This window comes from Agrobacterium sp. CNPSo 2736, assembly GCF_004005385.1.
Taxonomy (GTDB): domain Bacteria; phylum Pseudomonadota; class Alphaproteobacteria; order Rhizobiales; family Rhizobiaceae; genus Agrobacterium; species Agrobacterium leguminum.
Genome location: NZ_RZTX01000006.1, coordinates 111,855 through 136,456 on the forward strand (window position 1 = coordinate 111,855; position 24,602 = coordinate 136,456).

General features: G+C 62.0%; 19 protein-coding genes. 13 read left to right on the forward strand and 6 right to left on the reverse strand.

The window, feature by feature from the left end; genetic code table 11:
• Window positions 1-63: 63 nt before the first annotated feature.
• The 12 genes from tssC (EM858_RS12505) to EM858_RS12560 all read left to right on the forward strand — a co-directional run bounded on the left by tssC (EM858_RS12505) (window position 64) and on the right by EM858_RS12560 (window position 17,000).
• Window positions 64-1,545, forward strand: a complete 1,482-nt coding sequence (gene tssC / locus EM858_RS12505; RefSeq protein ID WP_035263814.1) for a type VI secretion system contractile sheath large subunit — start codon at window positions 64-66, stop codon at window positions 1,543-1,545.
• Between the two features lie 55 nt (window positions 1,546-1,600).
• Window positions 1,601-2,995, forward strand: coding sequence for a type VI secretion system contractile sheath large subunit (gene tssC / locus EM858_RS12510; protein WP_080820402.1), 1,395 nt, complete (start codon window positions 1,601-1,603; stop codon window positions 2,993-2,995).
• Window positions 2,992-3,816: a type VI secretion system accessory protein TagJ gene (locus EM858_RS12515; RefSeq protein ID WP_080820400.1), complete on the forward strand. Its 825-nt coding sequence runs from the start codon at window positions 2,992-2,994 to the stop codon at window positions 3,814-3,816. The genes tssC (EM858_RS12510) and EM858_RS12515 overlap by 4 nt, the downstream gene beginning before the upstream one ends.
• Window positions 3,809-4,318, forward strand: coding sequence for a type VI secretion system baseplate subunit TssE (tssE, locus tag EM858_RS12520; RefSeq protein WP_080821059.1), 510 nt, complete (start codon window positions 3,809-3,811; stop codon window positions 4,316-4,318). Before EM858_RS12515 ends, tssE begins: the two co-directional genes overlap by 8 nt.
• Window positions 4,311-6,092: a type VI secretion system baseplate subunit TssF gene (gene tssF, locus EM858_RS12525; RefSeq protein ID WP_080820398.1), complete on the forward strand. Its 1,782-nt coding sequence runs from the start codon at window positions 4,311-4,313 to the stop codon at window positions 6,090-6,092. The genes tssE and tssF overlap by 8 nt, the downstream gene beginning before the upstream one ends.
• A gap of 9 nt (window positions 6,093-6,101) precedes the next feature.
• The gene (gene tssG / locus EM858_RS12530; protein WP_080820396.1) at window positions 6,102-7,106 is read left to right on the forward strand and encodes a type VI secretion system baseplate subunit TssG; all 1,005 of its coding nucleotides are present in this window, start codon (window positions 6,102-6,104) and stop codon (window positions 7,104-7,106) included.
• Window positions 7,107-7,110: 4 nt separating this feature from the next.
• A complete protein-coding gene (locus EM858_RS12535) occupies window positions 7,111-8,316 on the forward strand; it encodes an FHA domain-containing protein (protein ID WP_162936918.1) in 1,206 nt (401 codons plus the stop codon).
• Complete coding sequence (gene tssK, locus EM858_RS12540) at window positions 8,306-9,646, forward strand: type VI secretion system baseplate subunit TssK (protein WP_080820394.1); 1,341 nt, start codon at window positions 8,306-8,308, stop codon at window positions 9,644-9,646. The genes EM858_RS12535 and tssK overlap by 11 nt, the downstream gene beginning before the upstream one ends.
• Entirely contained in the window at window positions 9,643-11,145 is a 1,503-nt protein-coding gene (gene tssL, locus EM858_RS12545) for a type VI secretion system protein TssL, long form (protein WP_080820392.1), read from the forward strand. Before tssK ends, tssL begins: the two co-directional genes overlap by 4 nt.
• Window positions 11,142-14,621 carry a type VI secretion system membrane subunit TssM gene (tssM, locus tag EM858_RS12550; protein WP_080820389.1) on the forward strand — a complete coding sequence of 1,160 codons (3,480 nt, stop codon included), beginning with the start codon at window positions 11,142-11,144 and terminating at the stop codon, window positions 14,619-14,621. Before tssL ends, tssM begins: the two co-directional genes overlap by 4 nt.
• An 80-nt stretch (window positions 14,622-14,701) precedes the next feature.
• Entirely contained in the window at window positions 14,702-16,108 is a 1,407-nt protein-coding gene (gene tagF, locus EM858_RS12555; protein ID WP_080820387.1) for a type VI secretion system-associated protein TagF, read from the forward strand.
• Entirely contained in the window at window positions 16,095-17,000 is a 906-nt protein-coding gene (locus tag EM858_RS12560) for a protein kinase (RefSeq protein ID WP_080820385.1), read from the forward strand. Before tagF ends, EM858_RS12560 begins: the two co-directional genes overlap by 14 nt.
• An 11-nt stretch (window positions 17,001-17,011) precedes the next feature.
• Here the strand turns inward: EM858_RS12560 and EM858_RS12565 are convergent, their stop codons facing one another.
• Window positions 17,012-18,148: a polysaccharide biosynthesis/export family protein gene (locus tag EM858_RS12565; RefSeq protein ID WP_080820383.1), complete on the reverse strand. Its 1,137-nt coding sequence runs from the start codon at window positions 18,146-18,148 to the stop codon at window positions 17,012-17,014.
• Between the two features lie 275 nt (window positions 18,149-18,423).
• On the opposite strand from EM858_RS12565, the gene EM858_RS12570 reads away from it, so the two are divergent.
• On the forward strand, window positions 18,424-18,720 hold the full coding sequence (locus tag EM858_RS12570) for a PRC-barrel domain-containing protein (RefSeq protein WP_080820381.1): 297 nt from the start codon (window positions 18,424-18,426) through the stop codon (window positions 18,718-18,720).
• Between the two features lie 97 nt (window positions 18,721-18,817).
• Here EM858_RS12570 and EM858_RS12575 read toward each other — a convergent pair whose 3' ends face one another.
• The 5 genes from EM858_RS12575 to EM858_RS12595 all read right to left on the reverse strand — a co-directional run bounded on the left by EM858_RS12575 (window position 18,818) and on the right by EM858_RS12595 (window position 24,541).
• The gene (locus tag EM858_RS12575) at window positions 18,818-19,543 is read right to left on the reverse strand and encodes an SDR family oxidoreductase (protein WP_080820377.1); all 726 of its coding nucleotides are present in this window, start codon (window positions 19,541-19,543) and stop codon (window positions 18,818-18,820) included.
• Between the two features lie 57 nt (window positions 19,544-19,600).
• On the reverse strand, window positions 19,601-21,211 hold the full coding sequence (locus EM858_RS12580; protein ID WP_127756870.1) for an FGGY-family carbohydrate kinase: 1,611 nt from the start codon (window positions 21,209-21,211) through the stop codon (window positions 19,601-19,603).
• A gap of 89 nt (window positions 21,212-21,300) precedes the next feature.
• Complete coding sequence (locus tag EM858_RS12585; RefSeq protein WP_080820370.1) at window positions 21,301-22,032, reverse strand: SDR family oxidoreductase; 732 nt, start codon at window positions 22,030-22,032, stop codon at window positions 21,301-21,303.
• 39 nt (window positions 22,033-22,071) lie between these two features.
• Entirely contained in the window at window positions 22,072-23,049 is a 978-nt protein-coding gene (locus EM858_RS12590) for a ribose ABC transporter permease (RefSeq protein ID WP_127756871.1), read from the reverse strand.
• Window positions 23,039-24,541, reverse strand: coding sequence for a sugar ABC transporter ATP-binding protein (locus EM858_RS12595; RefSeq protein WP_080820366.1), 1,503 nt, complete (start codon window positions 24,539-24,541; stop codon window positions 23,039-23,041). Before EM858_RS12595 ends, EM858_RS12590 begins: the two co-directional genes overlap by 11 nt.
• Window positions 24,542-24,602 lie beyond the last annotated feature (61 nt).

Below are 24,602 nucleotides of genomic sequence, written 5' to 3' on the forward strand. Positions count from 1 at the left end.
GACTGCGGGGCTTCAACTGTTCAAGCGGCATTTTTTCAAAGCCGCATGTGGAAGGACTGAAACATGAGCGCTGAAAGCCTGCTGAAAAACGAAGCACAGGCAACGACCGCCGAAGATCAGGGACTGCTGTCCAAGGTGGTTGCCGCAACCCGCCAGACCGAACCGGACCGCGCGCAAAATCTTCTGCGCACGCTGACAGACCAGGCGCTGAAGGGAACGGTCAAATACGACCGCAACCTCACCGTCACCCTCAACCACGCCATTGCCGAACTGGACCGGACGATTTCCGAACAGCTCGCCGCCATCATGCAGGCGCCGGAATTCGCCAAGCTCGAAGGCACCTGGCGCGGGCTCAACTATCTCGTCAAGAATTCCGAAACGAGCGTCAACCTGAAGATCCGCGTCATGAACGCCGGCAAGCGGGAACTGGCGCGCGATCTGGAAAAGGCCGTGGAATTCGATCAGTCGCGCCTCTTCAAGGCGATCTACGAAGACGAATTCGGCACCCCCGGCGGCGAGCCGCTCGGCGCGATCATCGGCGATTACGAATTCGACAATTCCTTCGATGACGTGCAGCTGCTGCAGGGCGTCTCATCGATTGCGGCGGCGGCTTTCGCACCGTTCATCTCGGCGGCAAGCCCGCACATGTTCGGTTTCGAGGACTATCGCGATCTCGCCCGTCCACGCGATCTCGAGAAGATTTTCGACACGGTGGAATATGCCAAGTGGCGCAGCTTCCGCGAAAGCGACGATTCCCGTTTCGTGACGCTCGCTTTGCCGCGTGTGCTGGCGCGCATGCCCTATGGCCCGAAAACCAACCCGATTGACGATTTCGCCTATGACGAAACCAGGGGTGCGGTGAATGGCGACCTGCAGCATGACGAATATTGCTGGATGAACGCCGCCTATGTCATGGGAACGAAGCTGACCGACGCTTTTGCAAAGAGCGGCTGGTGCACGGCAATCCGTGGTGCGGAAAATGGCGGCCGGGTGGAAAATCTGCCCATGCACGTCTTCTCCAGCGATGACGGCGATCTCGATCTGAAATGCCCGACGGAAGTGGGCATTACCGACCGCCGCGACGCTGAACTCGGCAAGCTCGGCTTCCTGCCGCTCTGCCACTACAAGAACACGGATTATGCGGTGTTCTTCGGCGCCCAGACCGCGCACAAGCCGAAGCTTTACGACAAGCCGGAAGCCACGGCCAACGCCGCCGTTTCGGCCCGCCTGCCCTATATCATGGCCACGTCCCGCTTCGCGCATTACCTCAAGGTGATGGGCCGCGACAAGATCGGCTCCTTCATGGAGGCGTCCGATTGCGAAGTCTGGCTCAACCGCTGGATCGCCAACTACGTCAACGCCAATGACGAGGCGGGCGAGGAAAGCCGGGCGAAATATCCGCTGCGCGATGCCAAGGTGACCGTGCAGGAAGTGCCGGGCAAACCCGGCGCCTACAATGCGGTCGCATGGATGCGGCCCTGGTTGCAGATGGAAGAACTGACGACCTCGCTGCGCATGGTCGCCCGTATTCCGTCCAAGAACTGAACCCGGACCGGGGTGGTCCGCCACCCCGGCCCCGTTCGTCACCCGGAGCCCGCTCATGGCGTATCAGTCCTTTCCGGACGCCCGCATTTTCGCCGACCAGCTCATCGCCCTCATCGACGATGCGCTGACCGGCCAGGTGAACGCCATTCTCCACCACCCTGATTTTCAGGCGATGGAAGCGAGATGGCGCGGGCTTGCCATGGTCGTTCGCGAGGCTGGCCGCGGCGCAGACGTCAAGGTGAAGCTGCTGAACGCCAGCTGGCGCGATCTTGCCCGCAACACCGAACGCGCCACCGACTTCGACCAGAGCCACCTTTTCGAAGTCGTCTATAACCGCGAATTCGGCATGCCGGGCGGCGAGCCGGTCGGCCTGCTGATCGGCGACTACGCCTTTTCCCCCGATGATCTTCAGGGCGCCGATTCCATCACCACGCTGTCGCAGATCGGCATGGTGGCTGCGGCCGCCTTCTGCCCCTTCGTCGCGGCGGCAGCACCTTCCGCCGTCGGCCTGCAGGACTTCGCCGAACTCAGCCGGGTTCACGACTTTTCCTCGCTGAAGCAGGATAAATCGCGGCTGCGGTGGAATGCGCTGCGTGCACGCGACGATTCCCGCTTCGTCGGCCTTGTCGCGCCGCGCGTTTTGCTGCGCTCGCCCTACAGGCCCTATGCGCGGGGGCGCGATGACGGATTTCCATTCCGCGAGCATGTGGCGGAAAGCGGCGAGACCCTGTTGTGGGGCAATGCCGCCTTCGCCTTTGCAACCGTGGTGGTGCGCAATTTCGTCGATTCCGGCTGGTTTGCGGATCTGCGCGGTGTGACGCAGGATGCCGTGGATGGCGGCATGCTCTCTTCCCGGCAATTGCCGCCGCTCGATCTCGGCATCGAAAGCAACGGCCTTTCCGCGCAGCCGCCTGTCGAGGTGCAGCTGACGACCGGACAGGAGCAGCAATTTTCCGATCTCGGCATCGTGCCCGTCTCCACCACCTATCTCTCCGGCATGGCGATCTTCAACGCCAACCAGTCCCTGCATGCACCCGGCCATTATTCCAGCGAAGCGGCAAGACAGAACGCCCGCCTCGCGGCCATGCTGCAATATGTGCTGTGCGCCTCCCGGTTCTCGCATTATCTCAAGGTCATCATGCGCGACGATATCGGCCAGCTGAGCGATGCCTCGACGATAGAGCGCAAGCTGGAAGGCTGGCTTTCCTCCTACACGCTCGGCAATGACGATGCGGAAGCGGCGCTGCGCACGCGCTACCCGCTGCGTTCTGCCGGGATCAACGTCTTCGAGGTTCCCGGCAAGCCCGGAACATTCTCCTGCACCGTGCGCCTTCAGCCGCATTTCCAGCTCGATGACGTCTCCACGAGCTTCCACCTCATTGCCGAAACCATGATGCCGCCCGCCGCCGCATCCCGGTCTCCGGCCGAGCCGCAAAGGATACCCGCATGACGCTGCGCGACGATATCTCCCGCCTTCTCGACGATGACCGGCTGCAGGACGCGATCAATCTTGCGCGCGAACACGTCAAGACGAAGCCAACCGACAAGGATGGACGCCATTTCTACATCGACCTGCTAGTCCTTGCCGGCGACTATGAGAAGGCCGATGCGCAATGCAATCTTGCCGCAACATTTTCGCCGCAGGAAAGCGTCGGTTTTTCTCTCTTTCGCCACCAGCTGCGCGCCATGGCCGCACGCAATGCGTGGTTCGAAACCGGCGCGGTGCCGGATTTCCCCGGCGGTCCGTCCGAACTCGATCAGCTGGCCATCCGGGCGAATATCGCCGCGCGCAGCGGCGATGCGGATGCCGCCAGAACCGCACTGGCTGAACTCGATGATAAACGCGGCGATGTGCCGATCGGCCGCAACGGCAAGAGCGCCGGCGATATTCGCGACCTGGACGACCGGATTCCGCATGCGCTAGAGGTGCTGACCAATGGCGGCCGCTACCTCTGGATCGATTACGGTCGCATAGAAAGCCTCGCCATCGACCCGATGAGCCGCCCGCGCGACCTCGCTTTTCGCGGGGCTGAGCTGACGTTGCGCGACGGCGCGGTCGCATCCGTGCTGCTTCCGGCCATTTATCACGGCGCGAAGGACGATGTCGGCCTTCTCCTCGGCCGGGAAACCCGATGGAGCGAGGATGACCAGCCTCTGGCAACCGGGCAAGGCCAGCGCTGCCTGCTGATTGGCGACGATGTGGTGCCGTTCCACGAGATCGGCTCCCTTTCCGCCGCCTCCGACGATGAAAGGCAGATTGCCCGTGGTTGATCCGCTGGAGCAATATCGCGCACGGCAGAGAACGCTGTCGCGCTCCGTTCTGGACCGGCTGCTCGATGACGCGCCGGATGCGGAAACGGATATGCTCGTCAGCCTGAAGGATCAGGCACGCGAGATGCGCGAGGTGATCCGCCGCGATCTCGAGGCATTGCTCAATACCCGCCGTAACCCCGCCGGCCCGCCGGCGGCGCTGAAGGAACTGTCCGACGCGCTGGTGAGCTATGGCGTGGACGGCATTCTTTCGGCCAATCTGGTGACGGATGCCTCCAAGGCGCGGCTCGCACGCAGCATCGAGCGGCGGATTTCCCTGTTCGAAACCCGCCTTGGCGATGTGCATGTGACGATCCTGAAAAACCGCACGGATGGCGACCGGGCGCTTCGCATGCGCATACAGGCAAGTTTCCGGCTTCAGGAAGGCATGCCGCCGATCAGCTTTGAGTCCCGGATCGATCCGTCCACACAGCGTTTCCTGGTGGAGGCGACGAATGGCTGACGGCTTCCTCGAAAAATACAATGACGAACTCTTCGCCCTGAGAAAGCGCGCATCGCGTTTTGCGGCGGCGTTTCCAAAGATTGCCGGCAGGCTGCGCATGACGGGCGATGTGGCCGACGATCCGCATGTCGAGCGACTGATCCAGAGCTTCGCCTATTCCGCCGCCCGTGTGCGCCAGAAACTGGACGACGAGTTTCCGGAACTGTCGGACAGCCTCTTGGAAACGCTCTACCCGCATTATCTTGCGCCGATCCCGTCCATGAGCGTGGTTCAGTTCACCCCGAGCACGGCGCTCGCAACCGTGCAGACGCTTCCACGGCACAGCGAAATCCTTGCGGAGCCGGTGGGCGGTGAAAGCTGCCGTTTTCGCACCACGCAGGCGGTGGAGATCGCGCCGCTGCAAATCGCAGCCGCAACGCTTTCCGGCCAGCCGATCGACGCGCCTTTTTCGGCCTCGTTTGCCGGCGCCGCCAGCTGCCTGCGGCTTTCGCTGCGCAGCACGGCGCCGCGCGGCGGCACTTTCCCGGAAATGGGCCTGACGAAACTTCAGATTTTTCTGTCAGCCGCCTGGCAGCAGGCCACGGCGCTTTACGAGCTTTTGAGCAACCACTGCGTGGGCATGGCGCTTGCGCGGCACGCCGAGGACAAGGAAGCCGTTTTCCTGCCCGCCGGCAATCTCACGCCATCCGGCTACACGCGCGATCAGGCCATGTTGCCCTATCCGGCTAACAGCTTTGACGGATACCGGCTTCTCACTGAATTCTTCGCGCTGCCGCAGAAATTTCTCTTTCTCGATATCGACGGGCTGCACAAATGGAGCGGCGGCGACTGCGAACTTTACATCTATCTGGACGCGGCGGACACGCAGCTTGAGCGCATGGTATCGGTCCGGGATTTCGTGCTGAACGCCTCGCCGGTCATCAACCTGTTCAAGCAAAGCTGCGAACCGCTCAGCCTCGATGGCACGCGCACGGAATACCGCCTGCTGCCGGATGCGCGGCGGCAGCGGACCCGCGAAATCTATGCCGTCGAAAACGTTCAACTGACCAGCCGTTCCGGGCAGACCGAAAAGACCTCCCCGTTCTTCGGCCGCACCCAGCGCAACAACGGTGCAAACGTTTTCTGGCAGATACAGCGCCGTTTCGATGACGACGGTTCTTCCGATACGGACATCGCCTTCGTGGATCAGAAGCGCGGACCGCTGGGACCGCTCGACATGGTGGCAAGCATCGATACGCTGTGCATCAATCGCGAGCTGCCAAGCCAGCTTCCCTTTGGCGGCGGCCACCCCTTCCTGCAGCTTTCGACCGGCAACGAGGCTATAAAATCCATCCATGCGCTGATGCCGCCGACGGCGGCGATCCGCGTCAACGAGCGCTCGGCGCGTGAATGGCGGCTGATTTCGCATCTCCTCCTCAACCACCTCTCCCTCACCGACAGCGGCGGCGCCCCGCTGAAGGACATTCTGTCGCTCTATTCCTTCAGGGACAGCCCGGAGACCCGGCAGCTCGTGGAGGCGATCAGCAATGTCGAGGCGCAGAATTCCCATGCCCGGATCGGCTCGGCCATGGTGCCGGGAACGGATATCACCGTGGAATTCGATCCCGCGCTGATCGCGCGACCGGCCGCATTTGTTTTCGCCAATGTCCTCAATCATTTCTTCGGGCTCTACACCTCAATCAACAGTTTCACACGGCTGACGGCGACGATGCGCGGCCACTCCAAACCGATTGCCCGCTGGCCTGCCCGCGCGGCCGACCGGCCGCTGCTCTAGGAGACCGGGATGGAACAGCAGACGCCAACCATGAAAGACCGGCAGGCGGCGCTTCTCAGCGACGATCCCGGCCGTTTTGAGCCCGCCACCGCGTTTCGCGTCGCCCAGCTCGTTTCGGCGGATGACGGGATTGTCGTCGGCGCTCATGGCGGAACACAGCCGACCCCGCTGGCGATCAGCGGCTTCAACCGCAAACACGGCCAGGCCGAACTGAAATCCGCCTTCGCGCCCATTGTCGGGCCGCTCGGTTCGCTGCCGCCGGCCTATGGCGAATTGCTGCAGCGGGAAGAGCGCAATCGCTCCGGCGCGCTGGCAAGCTTCTTCAATCTGTTCGCGGCAAGGTTCAGCGAACTGTTCGTATCCGCAACGGAAAAATACCGCCTCGCAAGGGGATTGCGCTGGTCGGCCGAGCAGAGGGAGAACGGTTTTCGCAAAACCCTGCTTGCACTCACCGGGTTCCGCACAGCCGGTCTGGTGGAAAAGGCAGGCGTGAGCGAAGATGCGCTCCTGCGGTTCAGCGGTCTTCTGGCCGGCCGCAACCGCAATGTTTCGGCCCTGACTTCCATGCTTTGCGAATTCACGGGACTTCCGGTGAATGTCGAACAGTTTCGCCGGCGATGGGTGGCTTTGCCGCTTCACGAACAAAGCCAGCTCGGACAGGCATCCGGTCTGAGGCTCGGACAGAACACGACGGCGGGAAGCGCTGTCGAAGATATGAGCGGCGGCTTCCGGATCGTGATCGGTCCCGTCGCCTATGCGGACTATCTCGCCCTGACGCCCGGATCGAAGCGGCTTGCGGAGATATTTTCGCTGACACGCCTGTTCGTCGGAAGCGCCTTGCATTTCGATGTGCAGGTGATCCTGAAAAAGGAGGACATTCCCTTTTGCCGCCTCGGCCAGTCCGATGCCCCTGCCCGCCTCGGCTGGAACAGCTGGGCTCGCGTGGCGCCCGCAGAAAAAGACAGCGCCGATGCTGTGGTGACCGAGCGGGAAGGCTCGGCGATTTCCGCGTGAGGGCATGGATATGAAGCTTGCACTCAGGGATACACGAAATATCGGAGCCGCAAGAGCCGGTCAGTGGAGCTTCGAGCGCGGCCGCCGCGTCATCGGCCGGTCTCGTGATTGCGACTGGCAGATCGATGACAATGAGCGGCGCGTTTCCAAGCAGCACTGCACGCTCAGCCGCGATGGCGAAGGTTTTACGATCCTTGACCAGAGCGCGAACGGCACGCTGGTTGATGGCCGCCTGCTGCTGGAAGGTGAAAGCGCGCGTCTCCGCGACGGTTCGCAAATCAACATTGGCGGGCGGGTTTTTCAGGTCGCCATCAGCGGCGATGCCGAGCTGGATTTTTCCGATCCCGACGCTTCCCTGCGCATGAGTGACGAGCCGCTGACCATTTCGGCGATCCTTGCCGACATCGCCCCGAACGGTCGCTCGGCCGGCGGCGTGATGGGCAACACCGCCCCCGCCGACGACTGGTCCGAAACATGGCGCGAAGGCGCGAAGCGGAAGGCGAAATCCATTTCGCGAAATGTCGAGATCGGCTGGAGCGAGCCGCCCGCGACGCGCGGGATAGGCGCCGTTCTGCCTGATAACTGGGACGAGGAGCCGGTTGCAAGCAGCGAGCACGAACATACCGACGCACTGAACACGCCGGTCATGATCTCTCGTCCGGTTTCGGCCTCAGGTAACGAGGATTTCGACAGCGTTTTCCCGGAAGCAGGCGAAGACCTGACCGTGGAGAACGCATCAACTGCTGCTGCTTCGACCGCGCAGGAGATCGGCGATCTTCTGATCGCGCTGGAGCAGGAAAGCGCCGATTGTCTGGCCATTCTCGACATTGAAGGCGAGCGCGCCGGCCACGGTTCGTCAGCCTCCCTGAGCGAGCGGGTGGAAACGCTCATCCGCCAGCAACGGCGGCTCGCCGCCTCTCTTGAAACCCTGATCCACGGCTGCACGCAAAAGCTCGAGCCGAGGCTTCTCGAAGCCTCCGTCGATGCCGGCAACGATCTTCGTGCCAAAATCGAGCGCCGCGACTGGCAGGGGCTGATCATGAAGACCGATTACTGGTCGACTTACAAAAAGCAATTTGAGGAAAACGGCCGTCCATTGCCAGTCAGGCAGTTCCTGCAGCGGGCAGCGCGCGGTGAAGCCGCGCCCACGCAGGAACCTGACGCGATAACGGCCGATGCAAAGGGGGTAAACAACCACGATGAGACATGAGAACCGTGTTGCCTGGAGCGAGGGCATGTTTCTTCGCGTCCAGCATTTTCAGCAATCCGACCGCTGGACCGAACGGCTGGTGCGCAACACCACGCGCAACCTCTCGCCTTACCCGTGGGGCATCGCCGAAATCGGCGTGGACCGCAGCGCGCTGTCGATAGGGCAATTCGCCCTGTCGAACCTGCGCGGCGTACTTCCCGATGGAACGCCTTTCGAGGCGCCGGAGGATTCCGACCTGCCGCCGCCGCTCGATCTCGACGACAGCGTCAAGAACGCCGTCATCTATCTCGCGCTGCCGGCCCGGCAGCCGGGCAAGGCCGACATGTCCGCCAGCGGCCGCAACGATGCGAACAATGTGCGCTTCACCGCCTCCAGCTATGAGGTCTCCGACACCAATATCGAGACGGATTTCGTGGCCCCCATCGATGTCGGCCGTCTCAGCCTGAAATTCCTGAAAACCGGCGACGATCTTTCCGGTTACGATCTCATCGGTCTTGCAAGGGTCATCGAGGTCCGCTCAGACCGCGCGGTCATTCTGGACCCGGATTTCATCCCTCCGAGCCTGAGCTGCGCGGCGGCGCCCCGCCTCAACGAATTGCTGACGGAGCTTCTGGGGATCGTTCGCCACCGCGCCCAGGCGATTGCCGAACGCATCGGCGATCCGACGATCAGGGGAACGGCGGAAGTGGGCGATTATTTCCTGCTGCAAATCCTCAACCGGGCCGATCCGCTGCTGGCGCATCGCTGCGCCAACGCCACGCGTTTTCACCCCATCCGTTTTTACGAAGACTGCATCCAGCTTGCCGGCGAGCTTGCAACCTTCACCACGGACAAAAAGCGCGCGACGGATTTCCCGCCCTATCGGCACGAGGACTTGAAAGCCACCTTCGGGGCGGTTTTCGACGATCTGCGCACCTCGCTGTCCGCGGTTCTGGAACAGGCAGCCGTTGCGATCGAGCTGGTGGAGCGTCGCCATGGCGTCCGCGTCGGCACCATCCACGACCGCACGCTGCTGCGCGATGCCGGCTTCGTGCTTGCCGTGCGCGCGGACATGGCCGCCGAGGACATTCGCCGCCGCCTGCCGGCACAGATCAAGGTGGGGCCGGTGGAGCGGATTTCCGAACTGGTCAATGTAGCGCTGCCCGGCATTCCCGTGCGCTCCCTGCCGGTCCTGCCGCGGCAGTTGCCCTATCGGTCCGGCACCGTCTATTTCGAGATCGACACGCAATCACCCCTCTGGAAGCAGCTTGAGACCTCCGGCGCGATTGCCCTGCATCTGGCGGGCGAGTTCCCCGGGCTTGAGATGGAAATGTGGGCGTTACGCGAATGAGCAAGGAAAACCCCTCTTCCTGGCAGGATTTGCCAACGGTGGTCGAAATCACCGAGGAAAGCCGCCGACGCAACCAGAACGCCCGCAACATGGCAGCGATCCTCGAAGACATTGTAGAGACCGACGCCCCGGCCGGGCGGACGAAGGCAGGCGCGGCCGCCATGCCGGTCGATCAGCTGCTCTCCGGTTTCCATTTCGGCGGCGGCGATGTGCCGACGCTCGTGCAATCGGCCGCTCCCCTTCTCAACCTCGCGCATCTCCTGCGCTTCAGCGATGCGGAGCCAGATCCCGATCAGCTTCGCCGCGCCTGCATTGAGGCGATCACCCGCTACGAGCGCGATCTCGCTTCCGCCCGCATCAGCCCCGAGCGGGCAAGGGCGGCGCATTATGTCGTCTGCGCCACGGTGGATGATGTGGTTCTCAGCAAACCCTGGGGCGTGCGGGCAGGCTGGGCGCGCTCCGGCCTTGTCTCCACCTTCCACAACGATGTCACCGGCGGCGACCGGGTTTTCGACATTCTCGACCATTTCCATCAATCGCCCGGCGCCAGCAAGGATCTGCTGCTGCTGATCTATCTGTGCCTGTCGCTGGCTTTCGAAGGGCGCACCCGCGTTTCGCCAAAGGGTGCGCTGGAGCTCTCACGCATCCGCGACAGCCTCTACAAGACGCTGATCGGCCAATACGGCACTTTTGAGCGGGAGCTTTCGCCGCACTGGAAAGGCGTGGAAGCCCGTCATACGCCGTTGCGCACCATGGCTGCGCTGTGGACCCTGCTGTCCCTGATGGCGCTTGCCTTCGCGCTTGGTTATCTCTTCTTCACGCTGTCGCTCAACAACGCATCCGATGTCACTTTCGAGAGGCTCGCCCATCTGCCGCCGAACGAGACGCCCAGCGTGCTGATCGCAAGCCCGCCCCAGCCACCGGCGCAGGTCGAAACGCCCAAGGTCGTGGAACCGCCGAAGACGGTGGAGCCACGGCAACCCTCCCGGCTTGAAAAGCTGATGGCCTTCCTTCAGCCGGAAGTCGAAAAGAAGCTGGTCACGCTGGCCGATGTGAACGGCCGGCTGCGCATTCGCATCAACAATTCGGGCCTGTTCTCCACCGGCAGCGCCGATGTCAGCCCGCAGTTCCGCGATCTCATCCAGCGTATCGGCGGCGCGCTTGCGGCTGAGAAATTCCGCGCCGTCGTCATCGGCTATACCGATACCGTGCCGATCAAGACGGTGGAATTTCCGTCCAACTGGCACCTTTCCGAAGCCCGCGCCAAAGCGGTCGGGGACATTCTTTCACAATTCACCGGCCCAGAAGCGATCCTGACGGAAGGCCGTGCCGACAGCGACCCGATCGCCGACAACAAAACGGAGGAAGGCCGCCAGATCAACCGCAGGACGGAAATCATGGTCCTGACCAATCCCGATGAAAAACTGAGCGACGCCGGCATTCTCTCGCCGACCATCCAGAACAGTTCGGGACAGCAGCCGCAAGAGGCACAGCCATGAATCCATTGAGCTATTTTTATACGATCCGATCCTATGTCGAGAGTTATGCCGCTCTCATCGGCCGCCGTTTCCTGTCGCTATTATGGGTGGTCGCGCTCTGCATCGTCATCTGGTTTTACGGCTATCTGGTCGCGCTGGGCGATTTCAAGCCATTGGGAACGACGCAGGCCCGGTTCATCGCCATCGGCATCGTTCTCGCCATATGGCTGATTTATATCGCCGTCACCATTTATCGCGGCCGCAAGCAGGACAAGGAGCTCGTCGACAGTATCGAGCGCGAGGCTCTGGCCAACCGCCAGGCCGAAGTCGGCGAGATCCAGATGCGTCTCAAGGAAGCGCTGGCGCTGCTGCGGCGGGTCACGAAAAAGCGTTTCGGTTATATTTACGACCTTCCCTGGTACGTGATCTTTGGCGCACCGGGCTCCGGCAAGACAACGGCGCTCACCAATTCCGGCCTGCAATTTCCGCTTGGCGATGCGCTCGGCGAAAACGCGGTAAAGGGCATCGGCGGCACGCGCAACTGCAACTGGTGGTTCGCCGATGAGGCGATATTGATCGACACCGCCGGCCGTTACACCACACAGGACGACCTCGATGGCTCCTCGAAGGCCGGCTGGGAAGGGTTCCTCGGCCTTCTGAGACGCTATCGTCGCTCGCAGCCGATCAACGGCGCGCTGGTGACATTGTCCATCCCCGATCTTCTCACCCGCGATCCCGAGGAACAGCGACAGGAACTGCGCTCCATCCGCCAGCGGCTTTCGGAACTGGACGAATATCTGCACGCCCGCGTTCCGGTCTATATCGTGCTGACCAAGGCCGATCTGCTGCATGGTTTCGTGGAATTCTTCGACGGTTTCAACAAGACCGACCGCCAGCAGGTGTGGGGCACGACCTTCAAGCTGGATGAGAGCTATACCGCCGAGAACCTGCCGCAACGCCTGACGGAAGAGTTCGAACTGCTGCAACAGCGGGTCGATGCGATGCTGATCGAGCGGCTGCAGCAGGAGCAGAATGCCGAGACGCGCGGCCGCATCTTCCGTTTCCCCGCCGAACTTGCGCGGCTGAAAGACCGGCTCCATGAGGCCCTGACCGAACTTTGCGCACGGTCCCCGCTGATCGAAGCACCGCTTTTGCGTGGCGTTTATCTTGCTTCGGGAACGCAGCCGGAAACGAAAAGGTCTCCCGCAGCGGCCAGAACCCGCCGAAGCTACTTCCTGTCGCGGCTGTTCAAGGATGTCATCTTCCCCGAAGCCGCGCTGGTGATGCGCGACAAGCGCCTTTCCGGACGGCAATTGCTGGTACGGCGCATCGCCTATGGTGTTTCGGCCGCAGCAGTCGCCATCGTCTTCACCGGCTGGATTTTCACCTATTTCGCCAATACGCAGGCGCTTGCCGAAGCGGATCGAAAACTTGGCGCTTATGAACAACTCGTTCAGGGCATTCCCGTACGCGATGTTTCCGACGCCGATTTTCTCCGCATCCTTCCGGCGCTCGACAATCTGCGCGACGTCAATTCCGGCTTTGCCCGCGAGAGAGTGTGGAATGTCAGCTTCGGGCTCGATCAGGAAGACAAGATCGCCGGACGGCAGCGTGACGCCTACCAGCGCGCGCTCAATGCCCTGCTCCTGCCGCGCATGATCGTGCAGCTCCAGAAACAGCTCAAGGATGAAAAGGATGTCACGCGCACCTTCAATTCGCTGAAGCTCTACGGAATGCTCGGCGGCATGGGTGCGCTGGACCCCGATTTCCTGACCGTGCAGACGCACCAGATGTTCGCATCCCTCTATCCCGGCGATGGAAGGGCGGCGGCCAGAGAAGCGCTCGACCGGCATGCGAAAGCGCTCGCGGACGGCGTGCTCGCCCCGATTGAGCTCGACGCACGGCTCATCGCCACCGCCCGTGAAACCATTCGCAACCAGGCTGTCGGCACGCGCGCCTACGATATTCTCGCCGGTCTTCCGCAGGCGCGGGAACTGATGGAATGGACACCAGCCACGGCCTTCGGCCCGCTGGGAGAGCGCGCCTTCGAGCGGCGAAGCAAAGCGCCGATGGCGGAAGGCATCGAAGGTCTTTTCACGGCGGAGGGATATCGCAGCGTCGTCATTCCACAGGTCGCCCATGCGGCGCGCATCGCGCTTTCCGAAGGGTGGGTACGCGGTTCCGATGATGCCATAAGAGGTGCCACGGTCGAGCAGGTGGCGCAGGCCGCGCTGCAAATCTATTTCGACCGTTTCGAGAAAAAATGGACCGATACGCTGGCCGACCTTCGGGTCAAGCCGTCCCAGACCCTTGGCGACGCGGTGGAAACGACCCGCGCGCTTGCCAATGAGCGCAATATCGTGGTGGAGGCTGCCAGATCGATCGCGGAGGCGACCGATCTGCGCCCCGGGGCAAACCCCGCCGCCCTCGCCTCCGCCGCAGAAGGCGACGCAACCGCGGCCGTTCTGGCCGCCACGGTAAACGCGGCCGATCCCTATGCGAGACTGCGCGACATGCTGGCGGCGAAAGGGACGGCCACAACGGGCGAGCAGGCCAATGGCGGCAAGGCCGGCGGCTCGCCATCAGAACAGTTGCTCGCGCATTTCAAGATGCTGAACGAGCAGCTTGCCCGCTCGGCAACCACCTCCGACGAGGTCGCCAAGGTGTTCGACGTGGACAGCCAGCTCACCAAGGCCAATCAGGATCTGTTGCAGCAGGCCCGTGAGTTGCCGGCGCCTCTCGATGTGTGGGTGGCGGGTGTGGCGGCGGATGTCGGCTCGCTTGCGGTCAAATCCGCCCGCAGCCGCATTGCCGAACTCTGGGCAGCCGATGCGGCATCGCTGTGCTCTTCCATCGTGACCGGCCGTTATCCTTTCGACAGGTCATCTTCCCGCGATGTCGCCATCGCGGATTTCACCCGTCTCTTTGGGCCGACCGGGGTTTTCCAGTCCTTCTTCAAACAGCGAATGGAAGCCTTCGTCGACAAGACCACCAACCCCTGGAGCTGGAAAGGCACTTTCGGCGCAGCCGGCATTCCAAGCAGCGCCGTCGCCCAGTTCGAGAATGCCGACAAGATTTCGCGCGCCTTTTTCCCGAATGGCAGCGAGACGCCGGCGGTGTCGATCAATGTCAAACCCGTTTCGCTCACCAACGCTTCCAGCGCGGTGATGCTGGAAATCGAAGGCGAGCGGGTGGTTTATTATCACGGCCCCATTCAGGCGAAATCGATCACCTGGCCGTCGCGTGAAAACACGGCGAGCCTGTCGCGCATCGCCTTCCAGCCGGGCGGCTGGCAGCAGGCGAAAACCGAAAACGGCGACTGGTCGCCATTCCGGCTGTTCGACGGCGCCGATATCGAAAACCAGTCGGGTGACCTGCTGCGGGTGCGATTTGCGAATGGCGCTCAGGCTGCCGAATTCGATATTCAGTTCGGCTCGGTTCTCAACCCGTTCAGGCTGGATGCCATCGCCGGCTTTGCCTGCCCCGCGCAATTTTAGCGGCGGGGCGGCGCACCGTTTTTTTAGGAGGGGATTATGATGAAAGCAACGACGAAAAGCACCGCGGTCAATAACGACTGATGGCCAATCAGGCATCGAGGCCCGCGGAAACCGCAGCGGAAAGCGACCGCATCGGCTTCTTCGGCAAGGTCCCCAGCCATGGCGACTTCATCTCCGACGGGCTTGAACGGGAGCTGATCGGGACATTTGACGACTGGATGCGATCCGGCCTGCACGCCTGCGCGGACCTGTTTTCGGGCCGATGGCCCGAAATATTTACGTCATCGCCGCCCATACGCTTCATCATCGAAAGCGGCATATGGGGAAACTGCGCCTATGCCGGCGTGCTGGTGCCCAGTGCAGATCGGGTGGGACGCAAATATCCGCTGGCCATCATTGCCCAGCTCAATAGCTTCCGGAAACATCCGAGAACGCTCTATCTCGACGACACCTGGTTCATGGCCGCCGAGGCGCTGGCCGAGACATCCATGACGGGCGATTTCGACATGTCCCGGTTTAACACCTCCGTTAAAAAACTGCGCCTGCCGAAACCACGGGAAGAGGATGACGCCCCGGAAATGGCGCGCAGCCGCGCGCCGACGAGCCTCTGGTGGCGCATCGATCCCGTCAGCCGCCGCGCCCGCGGTCTCAAATTCGACGGCAAACCGAAAGCTTCCGATTTCCTGCGCCTCTTCAGCGACATGGCAGGCAAGGGCGATGAGGACGGCTCGACACCCGTACAGACGCAGGAAAGTGCGAGACAAAAAACTCCGCCCGTAATGACGCCCGCGCCCGCACCGCCAACGGAACAGCCGTCACCGGTCATCTACAGCTATGCCACGCACCCGGGAACACGGCTTTCCCTGAACGCGGATTCGCTCTTCGTTTCCCAGACCCCGGCCCTCTTCGCCATAGCAGATGGACAGGGCGACACGCACAGCGCCGTGGAAGCCGCACGTCTGGCCACAAATATTCTTGCCGAGACGCCCGATGCCGAAAGCCCCGAGGTGATGGCGCAGCAGATCAGGGGAAAGCTCGGCACCGTCAACAGCCTGCTTCTTTCCCGGCAAACCATGGGCGCTGACGGCAGGCCGATGGCAAGCGTCATCATTGCCTCCATTATCGGCCGCAGGTTGAGCGTCCTGTGGTCCGGCGACGCGCGCGCCTATCTCCTGAAAAACGGAACCATGCATCAGCTTTCGCGCGATCACGTCGTTGTCGGCATGAAAAGGCAGCTTTCGCAATGTGTCGGCCTTTCCCAGCAGTTCCGGCCGGATATCGTCGGGGAAGACTGGGGTTCGCAGGACAGGCTGCTCCTGTGCAGCTATCCGCTGGTACAAGTCCTGAAGGAGCGGGCCATTGCCGAGATTGTCGGCGACACCCCGATCAAGGATTGCGCCAGCGCCCTGATCCAGGAAGCATTGATCGAGGACGCACGCGAGAATGTCAGCGCCATCGTGATTGGAAACCGGCTTGAACAAGGGTAAACAATCCGGCGACGGGCCTGCCTACCCGCAGGTTGCCGAGCGCTTTTCCGATCTGTGGCAAACCATCCGCCATGACGGCACGCGGGAAAGGCCTGCCGAAGAACAGAAAGACCTGATCGATCAGGTCAGAAATGCGCTGGATCGGCAAATCTCACATTTTTCCGATGCGAAACCCGACTGGATCGCCGATAGTTTTGCCCTTGAACGGATTGCCTACGAAAGCGAAAACACACTGCTGCTGCAGGTGCGGCACCGCGATCTCGGCTCCCTTCACGCCCTGAAAACCACACCGCCGGCGTTGAGAAACGACGCGGCGCTGCTGCAAAGATTACGCGAGGAGGCGCAGCTCGGACTGACGCTACGCCATCCGTGTCTGGTGGAAACATCGGCGCTGCTGAGACTGGCCGATGGCCGGCCGGGCCTCTTACAGCCATGGTTTTCGCAATCATTGGCGTCGCTTGCATCGCAGCGGCCGGTTACCGCGCCGCAAGCTATTACGATCCTTCGCCGCCTGCTGGAAGGGCTGAGCGCCATACATGCACGGGGGTACGTCCACTGCGATGTCACGCCAGCCAATATTCTGCTGGAGGACGGCGATTTCGAAACGGGCAGGCTTGGCGATTTCGGCATTGCGCTGGAGATCGGCCAAAAACACGCGGACCGAGGCATGAGCTTTGCCGCCTCGTGTGAATTTGCAGCACCGGAACGGATGCGGGACGCAACCGCAAAGCCGGATCAGGATATATTTTCCGTGGGGCGGCTTGCCCGGCGGCTTTTCGCCACGAATGAGATGCGAACAACGCAAAGGCTGGCGGATTTTGCGGACGCCTGTTGCCACGACGAACCCGCGTCGCGACCGCAATCGGCGATGGAAGCGCTACAGCTTCTGTAGCGCTTCACTGGTCAGTTGCCGCTGCCGGGAAGCGGTGCTGCCGCCGTCGGCACGCTCTTCTGGAAAACGGTCAGGAGCTTGGCCGAATCCACCAGCGGCGCGTTGCTGGCATAGAGCACATCGCCCTTCTGCATCTGGAAGAGCTGCATGAGCGCAATGCTGGAAGCATCGCGCATATTGACGTGATAAATCACCGGCCGCATGGTCGTGGCCGTCGCGACCGGGCCTTTCGCGCCCGATGCAGCTGCCGACGGCACCTGAATGATCTCGTTGCGGAAAACATAGACGTTGCGCGCGTCCGCACGGTCATCCAGCAATCCGCCGGCGCGGCCAACAGCCTGCGCGAGGGTCAGTTTTCCGGCTTCGAACTGGAATTCGCCGGCGCTTTTGAAAGCGCCGAGCGCGGTGTAGCTCGCCGCATCGCCATCGATCATGATCTGATCGTCCGGCGACAGGCGGATATTCTGGCGGTCTTCCCGCATGACGCGGTCAAGCGGCGCACTGGCCCTGTGCGAGCCGCGAACGACGGTAACCGTGGCAGCGCCCGGAGCGACAGTCGGGCCGCCGGCCTGATTGAGCGCATCGAGCACCCGCTCCTGACGGGCGGTGAGCGTTATTTTTCCGGGGTTTTTCACCGCGCCGCTAAGCATGACGGCGCTTGTCGGCTTGTCGACGACGGTGACGACCGCCTGCGGGTTCACGGCCGATCCCTTGAGCCCGGCAACGACCTGCGATTGCAGCCCCTCCGGCGTCGAATCCACCACCCTCTGTTTGCCGACGAAGGGGATATTCACCGATCCGCTCTGATCCACCGTAAAGCGTCCGAGATTGAGCGTCTTGCTTTGCGTCGGGGAGAAAAGCCCGTCTTCGCCCGTATCCAGCACGGTGATGTCGATCACGTCGCCGCGACGCAATCTCTGGGCGTTGTAACCGGTGTTGCGAAGTGCTGTGAGGCCGGGGCCGGAGGCATTCTGCAGGCTTCCGGCGGAAACCGTGGCCGCCGGTGCATTCGCCAGCTCGATGACGGGGATTTTTTCGTTGGTTCGAGGGAAAGTCGCAGATCGGATATTGCCTGCGGTCGGTCCGTCAGATGGCTTTGCACATGCGCTCAAAAGAGCCACCAGCAAAACCGCCCCCAACTTTTTCATCCCTCATCCCCTTGATGATTCAACCTGACGCAGAGATAACATCCAGACACGTCATCGCAACAACTTTAGCGGTTGCAATTTAGCGAAAACTTGTCTTCCAGAGAAAAGGTGTGACCATTCCGCAACCTTTTCGGAACCGCCTGCCGCAAACCCCAACAATGCACCGATGAGAAATCACCGTCCTCACGGACCTGGCGGCGGCCAGCGACATTCAATGGAACGGTTTTGCGGGGGAGGAGTTTGTTTTCTGCAAACCAAGACAGGAGGAAGAAACAATGGATCACACCAATCACGTGCGCCTGGCTGAAACCGAACTGACGCCGTCCGTTCTTGAAGGCGCCACCGTTTATGGTGCAGACGATCACAAGGTCGGCAAGGTCGATCATGTCCATGGCGTCGGGGCCGGCAGCACCGCCATCATCGATGTCGGCGGCTTTCTTGGTATCGGCGCAAAGCCGGTCGCAGTGCCGCTCAGCGATCTTGATTTCATGCGGGATGAGGACGGCGATGTCCATGCGGTCACTTCATGGACCAAGGACCAGCTGAAGGACATGCCCGAGCATCGTCATTAACAGCATTGTCATTCATTAAGAGGAACGCCCGGCTGTTTGCCGGGCGTTCTTTTATTTTTCGGGCAGGCGTTTGCGCGTCAGACTTCCCCCGCGCACATCAAACGGCGAGGAAACCGCCATCGACCGGCAACACGGCTCCGGAAATCATGCGGCTGTCGTCCGACAGGAGCAGCGCGATGCTCTGAGCCACCTCCTCCGCTTCGGCGAACCGATTGAGCGGATGGCGAACCATCATCGGCTGGCTTTTCGCCGGGTCGTTCCAAGCTTCCGCGGCCAGTTCGGTGAGGGTGATGGTCGGCGCAACCGCGTTGACACGGATGCCGTGCGGGCCAAGCTCCTTGGCAAGAACGCGGGTTGCCCCTTCCAGCCCGGCCTTGGAGGCCGCGTAGCAGAGATGATCCTGAAAACCGCGGTGACCGGCGATGGAGGTGATGTTGACGATGGCGCCGCCGCCGCCATTCGCCACGCGGGCCCGGGTAAATTCCTGACATGTGACCAAAGCCGCGCGCAGGTTGATGCCGAGGACGGCCTCATAACCCGCATCGCTCATATCCAGCACGCTTTCGAGCACGTTGATGCCGGCGCTGTTGATCAGGAAATCGGAGGGGCCGGCTTCCTTCATGGCGGCGCGGGTGGCCGCGACATCGGCAAGATCGACGCGGATCGAACGGCCGCCGATTTCGCTTTTCAGGCTGTCGAGATCGGACTGGGTGCGGCTGATCGCCACCACTTCCGCACCGCGCGCGGCCATCAGGCGGGCGCAGGCGCGGCCGATGCCTTTGCCTGCGCCGGTGATGATGACGGATTTTCCGGAAAACTGCATGGAATCCTCTTTATTTTGCGGCCATGACGGCCGGATGATCTAAACTTTTGACCGCGCTCAGGAATGGCTGGCGGCACGAATGGCGCGCGCGGCATTTTGCAGCGCTAGAAATGCGTCGTAACGGGACTGGTGCACCCGCTGAAAAGCGGGATCGGGTGCGGAACTGCTGGCGATGCGGGACATGGCCGGCATGGCGGCGATAAGGTCCGGATAGGTCCCTGCGGCAACCGCACCGAGCATGGCCGAGCCGAGAAGCACAGGCTCTTCGCATTCGCTAAGCTCAACGGGAAGTCCGGTGGCGTCTGCCAGCAATTGTCTTGTAAGCGGATGCGCACCCGCCCCACCGCTGACGCTGATGGTTTCCACCGGCGCACCGTTGCGGGCCTGCGTTTCGATGATCTGGCGAAGCCCGTAACCAAGGCCGAGAAGGCCGGCCACATAAAGCGCCGTAAGGGAATCCACGCCCGTCTCCATGCCGTAACCGGCAATGACAGCGCGGGCATGGGGATCGGCAAACGGCGCGCGGTTACCGAGAAACTCCGGCACCACATGAAAATCCTCGGCGATCTTTGCGGCAGCGGAAGCGGATGCGGCAAGAGTGAGCGCCCGGTCAGCGAGCCATACCGGCAAGGCTTTGCCTTCCTTGTCGGCAAGCGCCTTCGCCTCGGCATAGGCCGGGTGCAGCTGCACGAGGTAATCGATGGCCGCGCCGGCAGCGGACTGGCCGCCTTCATTCAGCCATGCGCCCGGAACCATGGCGGAATAGTAGGGGCCCCAGACGCCGGGCACGAAGGCGGGTTCGGCGGTGGTCGTCATGGTGCAGGATGAGGTGCCGAAAACATAACCGAGGCATCGCGACGCATCGCCGCCCGCAGCCACCGTGCCGACACCACCGGCATGGGCGTCGATCAGACCTGCCGCAACCGCGGTGCCCGCAACCAGACCCATGGCTTTTGCAGCGTCTTCCGTCAAACCGTTACCCAGCGCCGTGCCGGGATGGACGACGCTTTGACCGATGCGGCGAAAACCCTGTTCGGCAAGATCGCCAAGCCCGATGCGGGTGAAATACTCCGCATCCCAACGGTTCTCATGGGCCAGATAGGTCCATTTACAGGTCACCGTGCAGGCGGAGCGATCAAGCGCGCCCGAAGCCTTCCATGTCAGAAAGTCAGTGAGGTCGAAGAAGTGCTCGGCCCGGGCATAGATGTCCGGCCTGTTTTCGCTGAGCCACAGCAGTTTCGGCGTCTGCATTTCCGGGGAAATACGGCCGCCGACATATTTCAGCACGGCGTGTTCGCCGGCATTGATGCGCTCCGCCTGTTTGACGGCGCGGTGATCCATCCAGACGATGATGTCGCGCTCGGGATGATCGGGGCCCCCAACCGGCAGGGTCTCATCTTCCGGTCCACGCACCACCAGCGAGCAGGTGGCATCGAAACCGATGCCGGCAACCTCGGCGGGATCGATGCCGGCGCGGGAAACGCTTTCCCGGACGCTATCGCAAACGGCCTGCCATACTTCGCCGCTCGACTGTTCGGCAATGCCGCCATCCTCGCGATGCATGCTGATCGGGCGTTTGGCGGTGGCGAGCAGCTTTCCCGCGACATCGAAGACACCGGCGCGCGCCGAGCCGGTCCCGACATCGACGCCAATCAGATAGGAAGCCATTTGCGATACTCCTCGGAGCGGATCATCCGGTGCTTGAACAAGGGTTGAGCGGCGGACCGTTTCCGGTTGTCCCGCCGCTCCAGAGATTTTTAAACGCGGTCGAAGTTGGTCGGGAGAACCAGCATGTCGCGGATGGTGACCGTGCGCTTGCGCGTCAGCATGTAGACAACGGCATCGGCCACTTCGCTCGCATCGATGAGGCTACCCGATTCCTTGGCCTTGCGAAGGTTTTCCTCCGGCCAATCCGCCAGAAGTGCGGAGACGACCGGGCCGGGAGAGACCTGCGCAACGCGCACGCCGTGCGGGATCATCTGGCGGCGCATGCCCTGCACGAAGCTGGTGATCGCCCATTTCGAGCCCGAATAGACCGGCTCCCAATAGGTCGGGAAATGGCCGGCGATCGAGCAGGTGACGACGATATCGCCAGTCTTGCGCTCCGACATATGCGGCACGACGGCATGGACGTTCTTCATGACGGCGTTGACGTTGAGGTTCAGCATCTTGTCGATGGCTTCAGGCGTCGTTTCGGTCAGCTCACCGCCGATATAGGTGCCGGCATTGCAATAGAGGATGTCGATATGATCGACCTTCCCAAGGATTTCCGGGATCATGGCATTGCAGCTGTCGGCATCGAGCAGGTTCGTCACCTGCGGAATGGCGCGGTCACCAAGCTTGGCGGCCAGATCATTCAAGGCTTTCTCGTTCCAGTCGACCATGACCACGGTTGCGCCCTGTTCCAAGAGCGCTTCGGTGGTGGCAAGCCCGATGCCGGATGCGGCGCCGGTGATGACCGCGATCTTGCCTTGCAGCGATTCAGACATTTAATTCTCCTGCGTTTATGAAGATGTTTCCGGGCCGGCTCAGCGCCATTCGCGCCCGATATAGATAGCCAGCAGGATGATGCCGCCCTTGATGACATCCTGCAGATAGGGGTTGATGCCCATCAGGTTGAGGCCGTTGTTCAGAATGCCCAGCAGCACCGCGCCGATGAGCGTGCCGAGGATGAGGCCCCTGCCCCCGGCAATCGCTGTACCGCCGAGAACGACCGCCGCGATGGCGTCCAGTTCGAAGCCGACGCCGGCATTGGGCTGACCGCTCATCAGGCGACCGGTGAGGATGAGGGCGGCAAGTGCTGCGGTGACACCCGAAATGCCATAGACGGCAAGTTTGACACGCTGGGTCTTCACACCCGAAAGGCGGGCGGCAAGTTCGTTGCCACCGAGTGCATAAACGTGGCGGCCAAAAGCCGTGCGCTGCAACAGCACCCAGGCAATGGCATAAATCACCACCATGATGATGACCGGTACGGGAACGACACCGACGCGACCGACGCCGAACCAGGAAATCCAGCTCGGAATGCCGCTGACCGGATAACCGCCTGAATAAATGAGGCCGAGGCCACGCGCCATGCCCATGGTGGCGAGCGTTACGATGATGGCCGGCATCTTGCCCCAGGCGACAAGCGCCCCGTTGAAGATGCCGATGCCGAGACCGATAAAGAGACCGGCCGGCAGGGCAACCGAGGCAGGCAAGCCCGAATTCACCATCAGTCCGGCGGACAATGTGCCGACAAGCGCCATGACCGCGCCGACCGACAGGTCGATCCCACCGGTGAGGATGACGAAGGTCATGCCGACGGCGAGAATGCCGACGACGGAAACCTGCCGCAGCACGTTCATGATATTGTTGACGCTGAAGAAATTGTCGCTCGCAAGCCCCATCAGGATCGATACGACAATCAGGCCCGCCAGAGGCAGGGCGAGCGGCGAACGCAGCATGGCGCTGAGACTGAAACCGCCCGTTTTCGCGGCAACGCCGGTGTTTGCATCAAGCGACATGTTCAACTCTCCCGGTGGTGGCGTTTGTCATTATTGTTTCTGAATTGATGTCTTCCCCCTCGACCGTGGCGACGATGCCGCCGGAACGGAAGACGCAGACCCTGTCGGACATGCCGATCACTTCCGGCAGCTCCGAGGAGATCATGATGATCGAGTATCCCTTGGCAGCGAATTCGCGCATCAGCGAGTAGATTTCCGCCTTCGCGCCAACGTCGATGCCGCGTGTCGGCTCGTCGAAGATCAGCACGCGCATGTCATGGTTCAGCCAGCGGGCGATGACGATCTTCTGCTGGTTGCCGCCCGATAGCGTGTCGACGCGGGCATAGGGTCCCTGCGCCTTCACCTGCACCTGCGCCATGGCCTTTGTCGTGTGCTCCAGTTCCTTCTTGAGATCGAGGAACCAGTGCGCCTTGCGGTATTTGCGATAATTGTTGAGCGAAATATTCTGCAGGATGGAGAAGCTGGTGATCAGCCCCTCCTCCTTGCGGCTTTCCGGCAGCAGGCCGATGCCACGCATCAGCGCTTCATCCGGGCCGGAAAAACGCGTGTCCACGCCGTCGACCTTGATCTTGCGGCGCGAGGCGGAATGCGCACCCAGCATGGCGAGAACCGTTTCCGTGCGGCCCGAGCCGACAAGCCCGGCAAAGCCGAGAATTTCGCCCTTCCGCAGCGCAAAGCGCGAGACAGGGCCGCCCTTCTTCAATTGCAGCTCTTCGACTTCGATCACCTTTGCGGCGGAAGGATCGAGCTGCGGCTTCGGCGGGAAGCTGGCTTCGATGCGCCGGCCGACCATCATCTCGACCAGACGGTCATTGTCGACCTCCGACGTCAGGCAGGAACCGATCAACTCACCATCGCGCAGAACGGTGATGCGGTCGCAGATCTCGAATATTTCCTCGAGGTGATGCGAAATGAAGATGATCGCCACGCCCTGACGCCGCAGCTCGCGCATGACTTTGAAGAGGTGCTCTGTCTCGGAGGGGGTGAGCGTGGCCGTCGGCTCATCGAGAACGAGAATGCGCGCATCCAGCGACAGCGCCTTGGCGATTTCGACGAATTGCTGCTGGGCAACGGAGAGACGATGCACCGGCACGTCGAGCGGAACATCCACGGCCAGACGGCTCATGATCTCGGCCGCGCGCTTGCGCATCGCGCCCTTGTTCAAAAGGCGCAGCGGCCCGCGGATCTCGCGGGCAAGGAACATGTTTTCAACGGCGTTGAGATAGGGAATCAGGCTGAATTCCTGAAACACGATGCCGACGCCGGCGGCAATCGCCTCGTCATAATTGGCGAAGCGGCGATCCTTGCCGTCAATGCGGATCGTCCCCTCCGATGGCTGCAAAATGCCGCACAGGATTTTCATCAGCGTCGACTTGCCCGCGCCGTTTTCTCCCAGAAGCGCATGCACCTCGCCGGCGCGCGCCTCAAGGTCGACGCCGCGCAGGACTTCGATCTTGCCAAAGCTTTTTCTTATTCCATTCAGTTCCAGCATTTCACCCTCCTCAATGGTCGGGATTTAACCCCGCCCCCATACTAGATGGGGACGGGGCCTG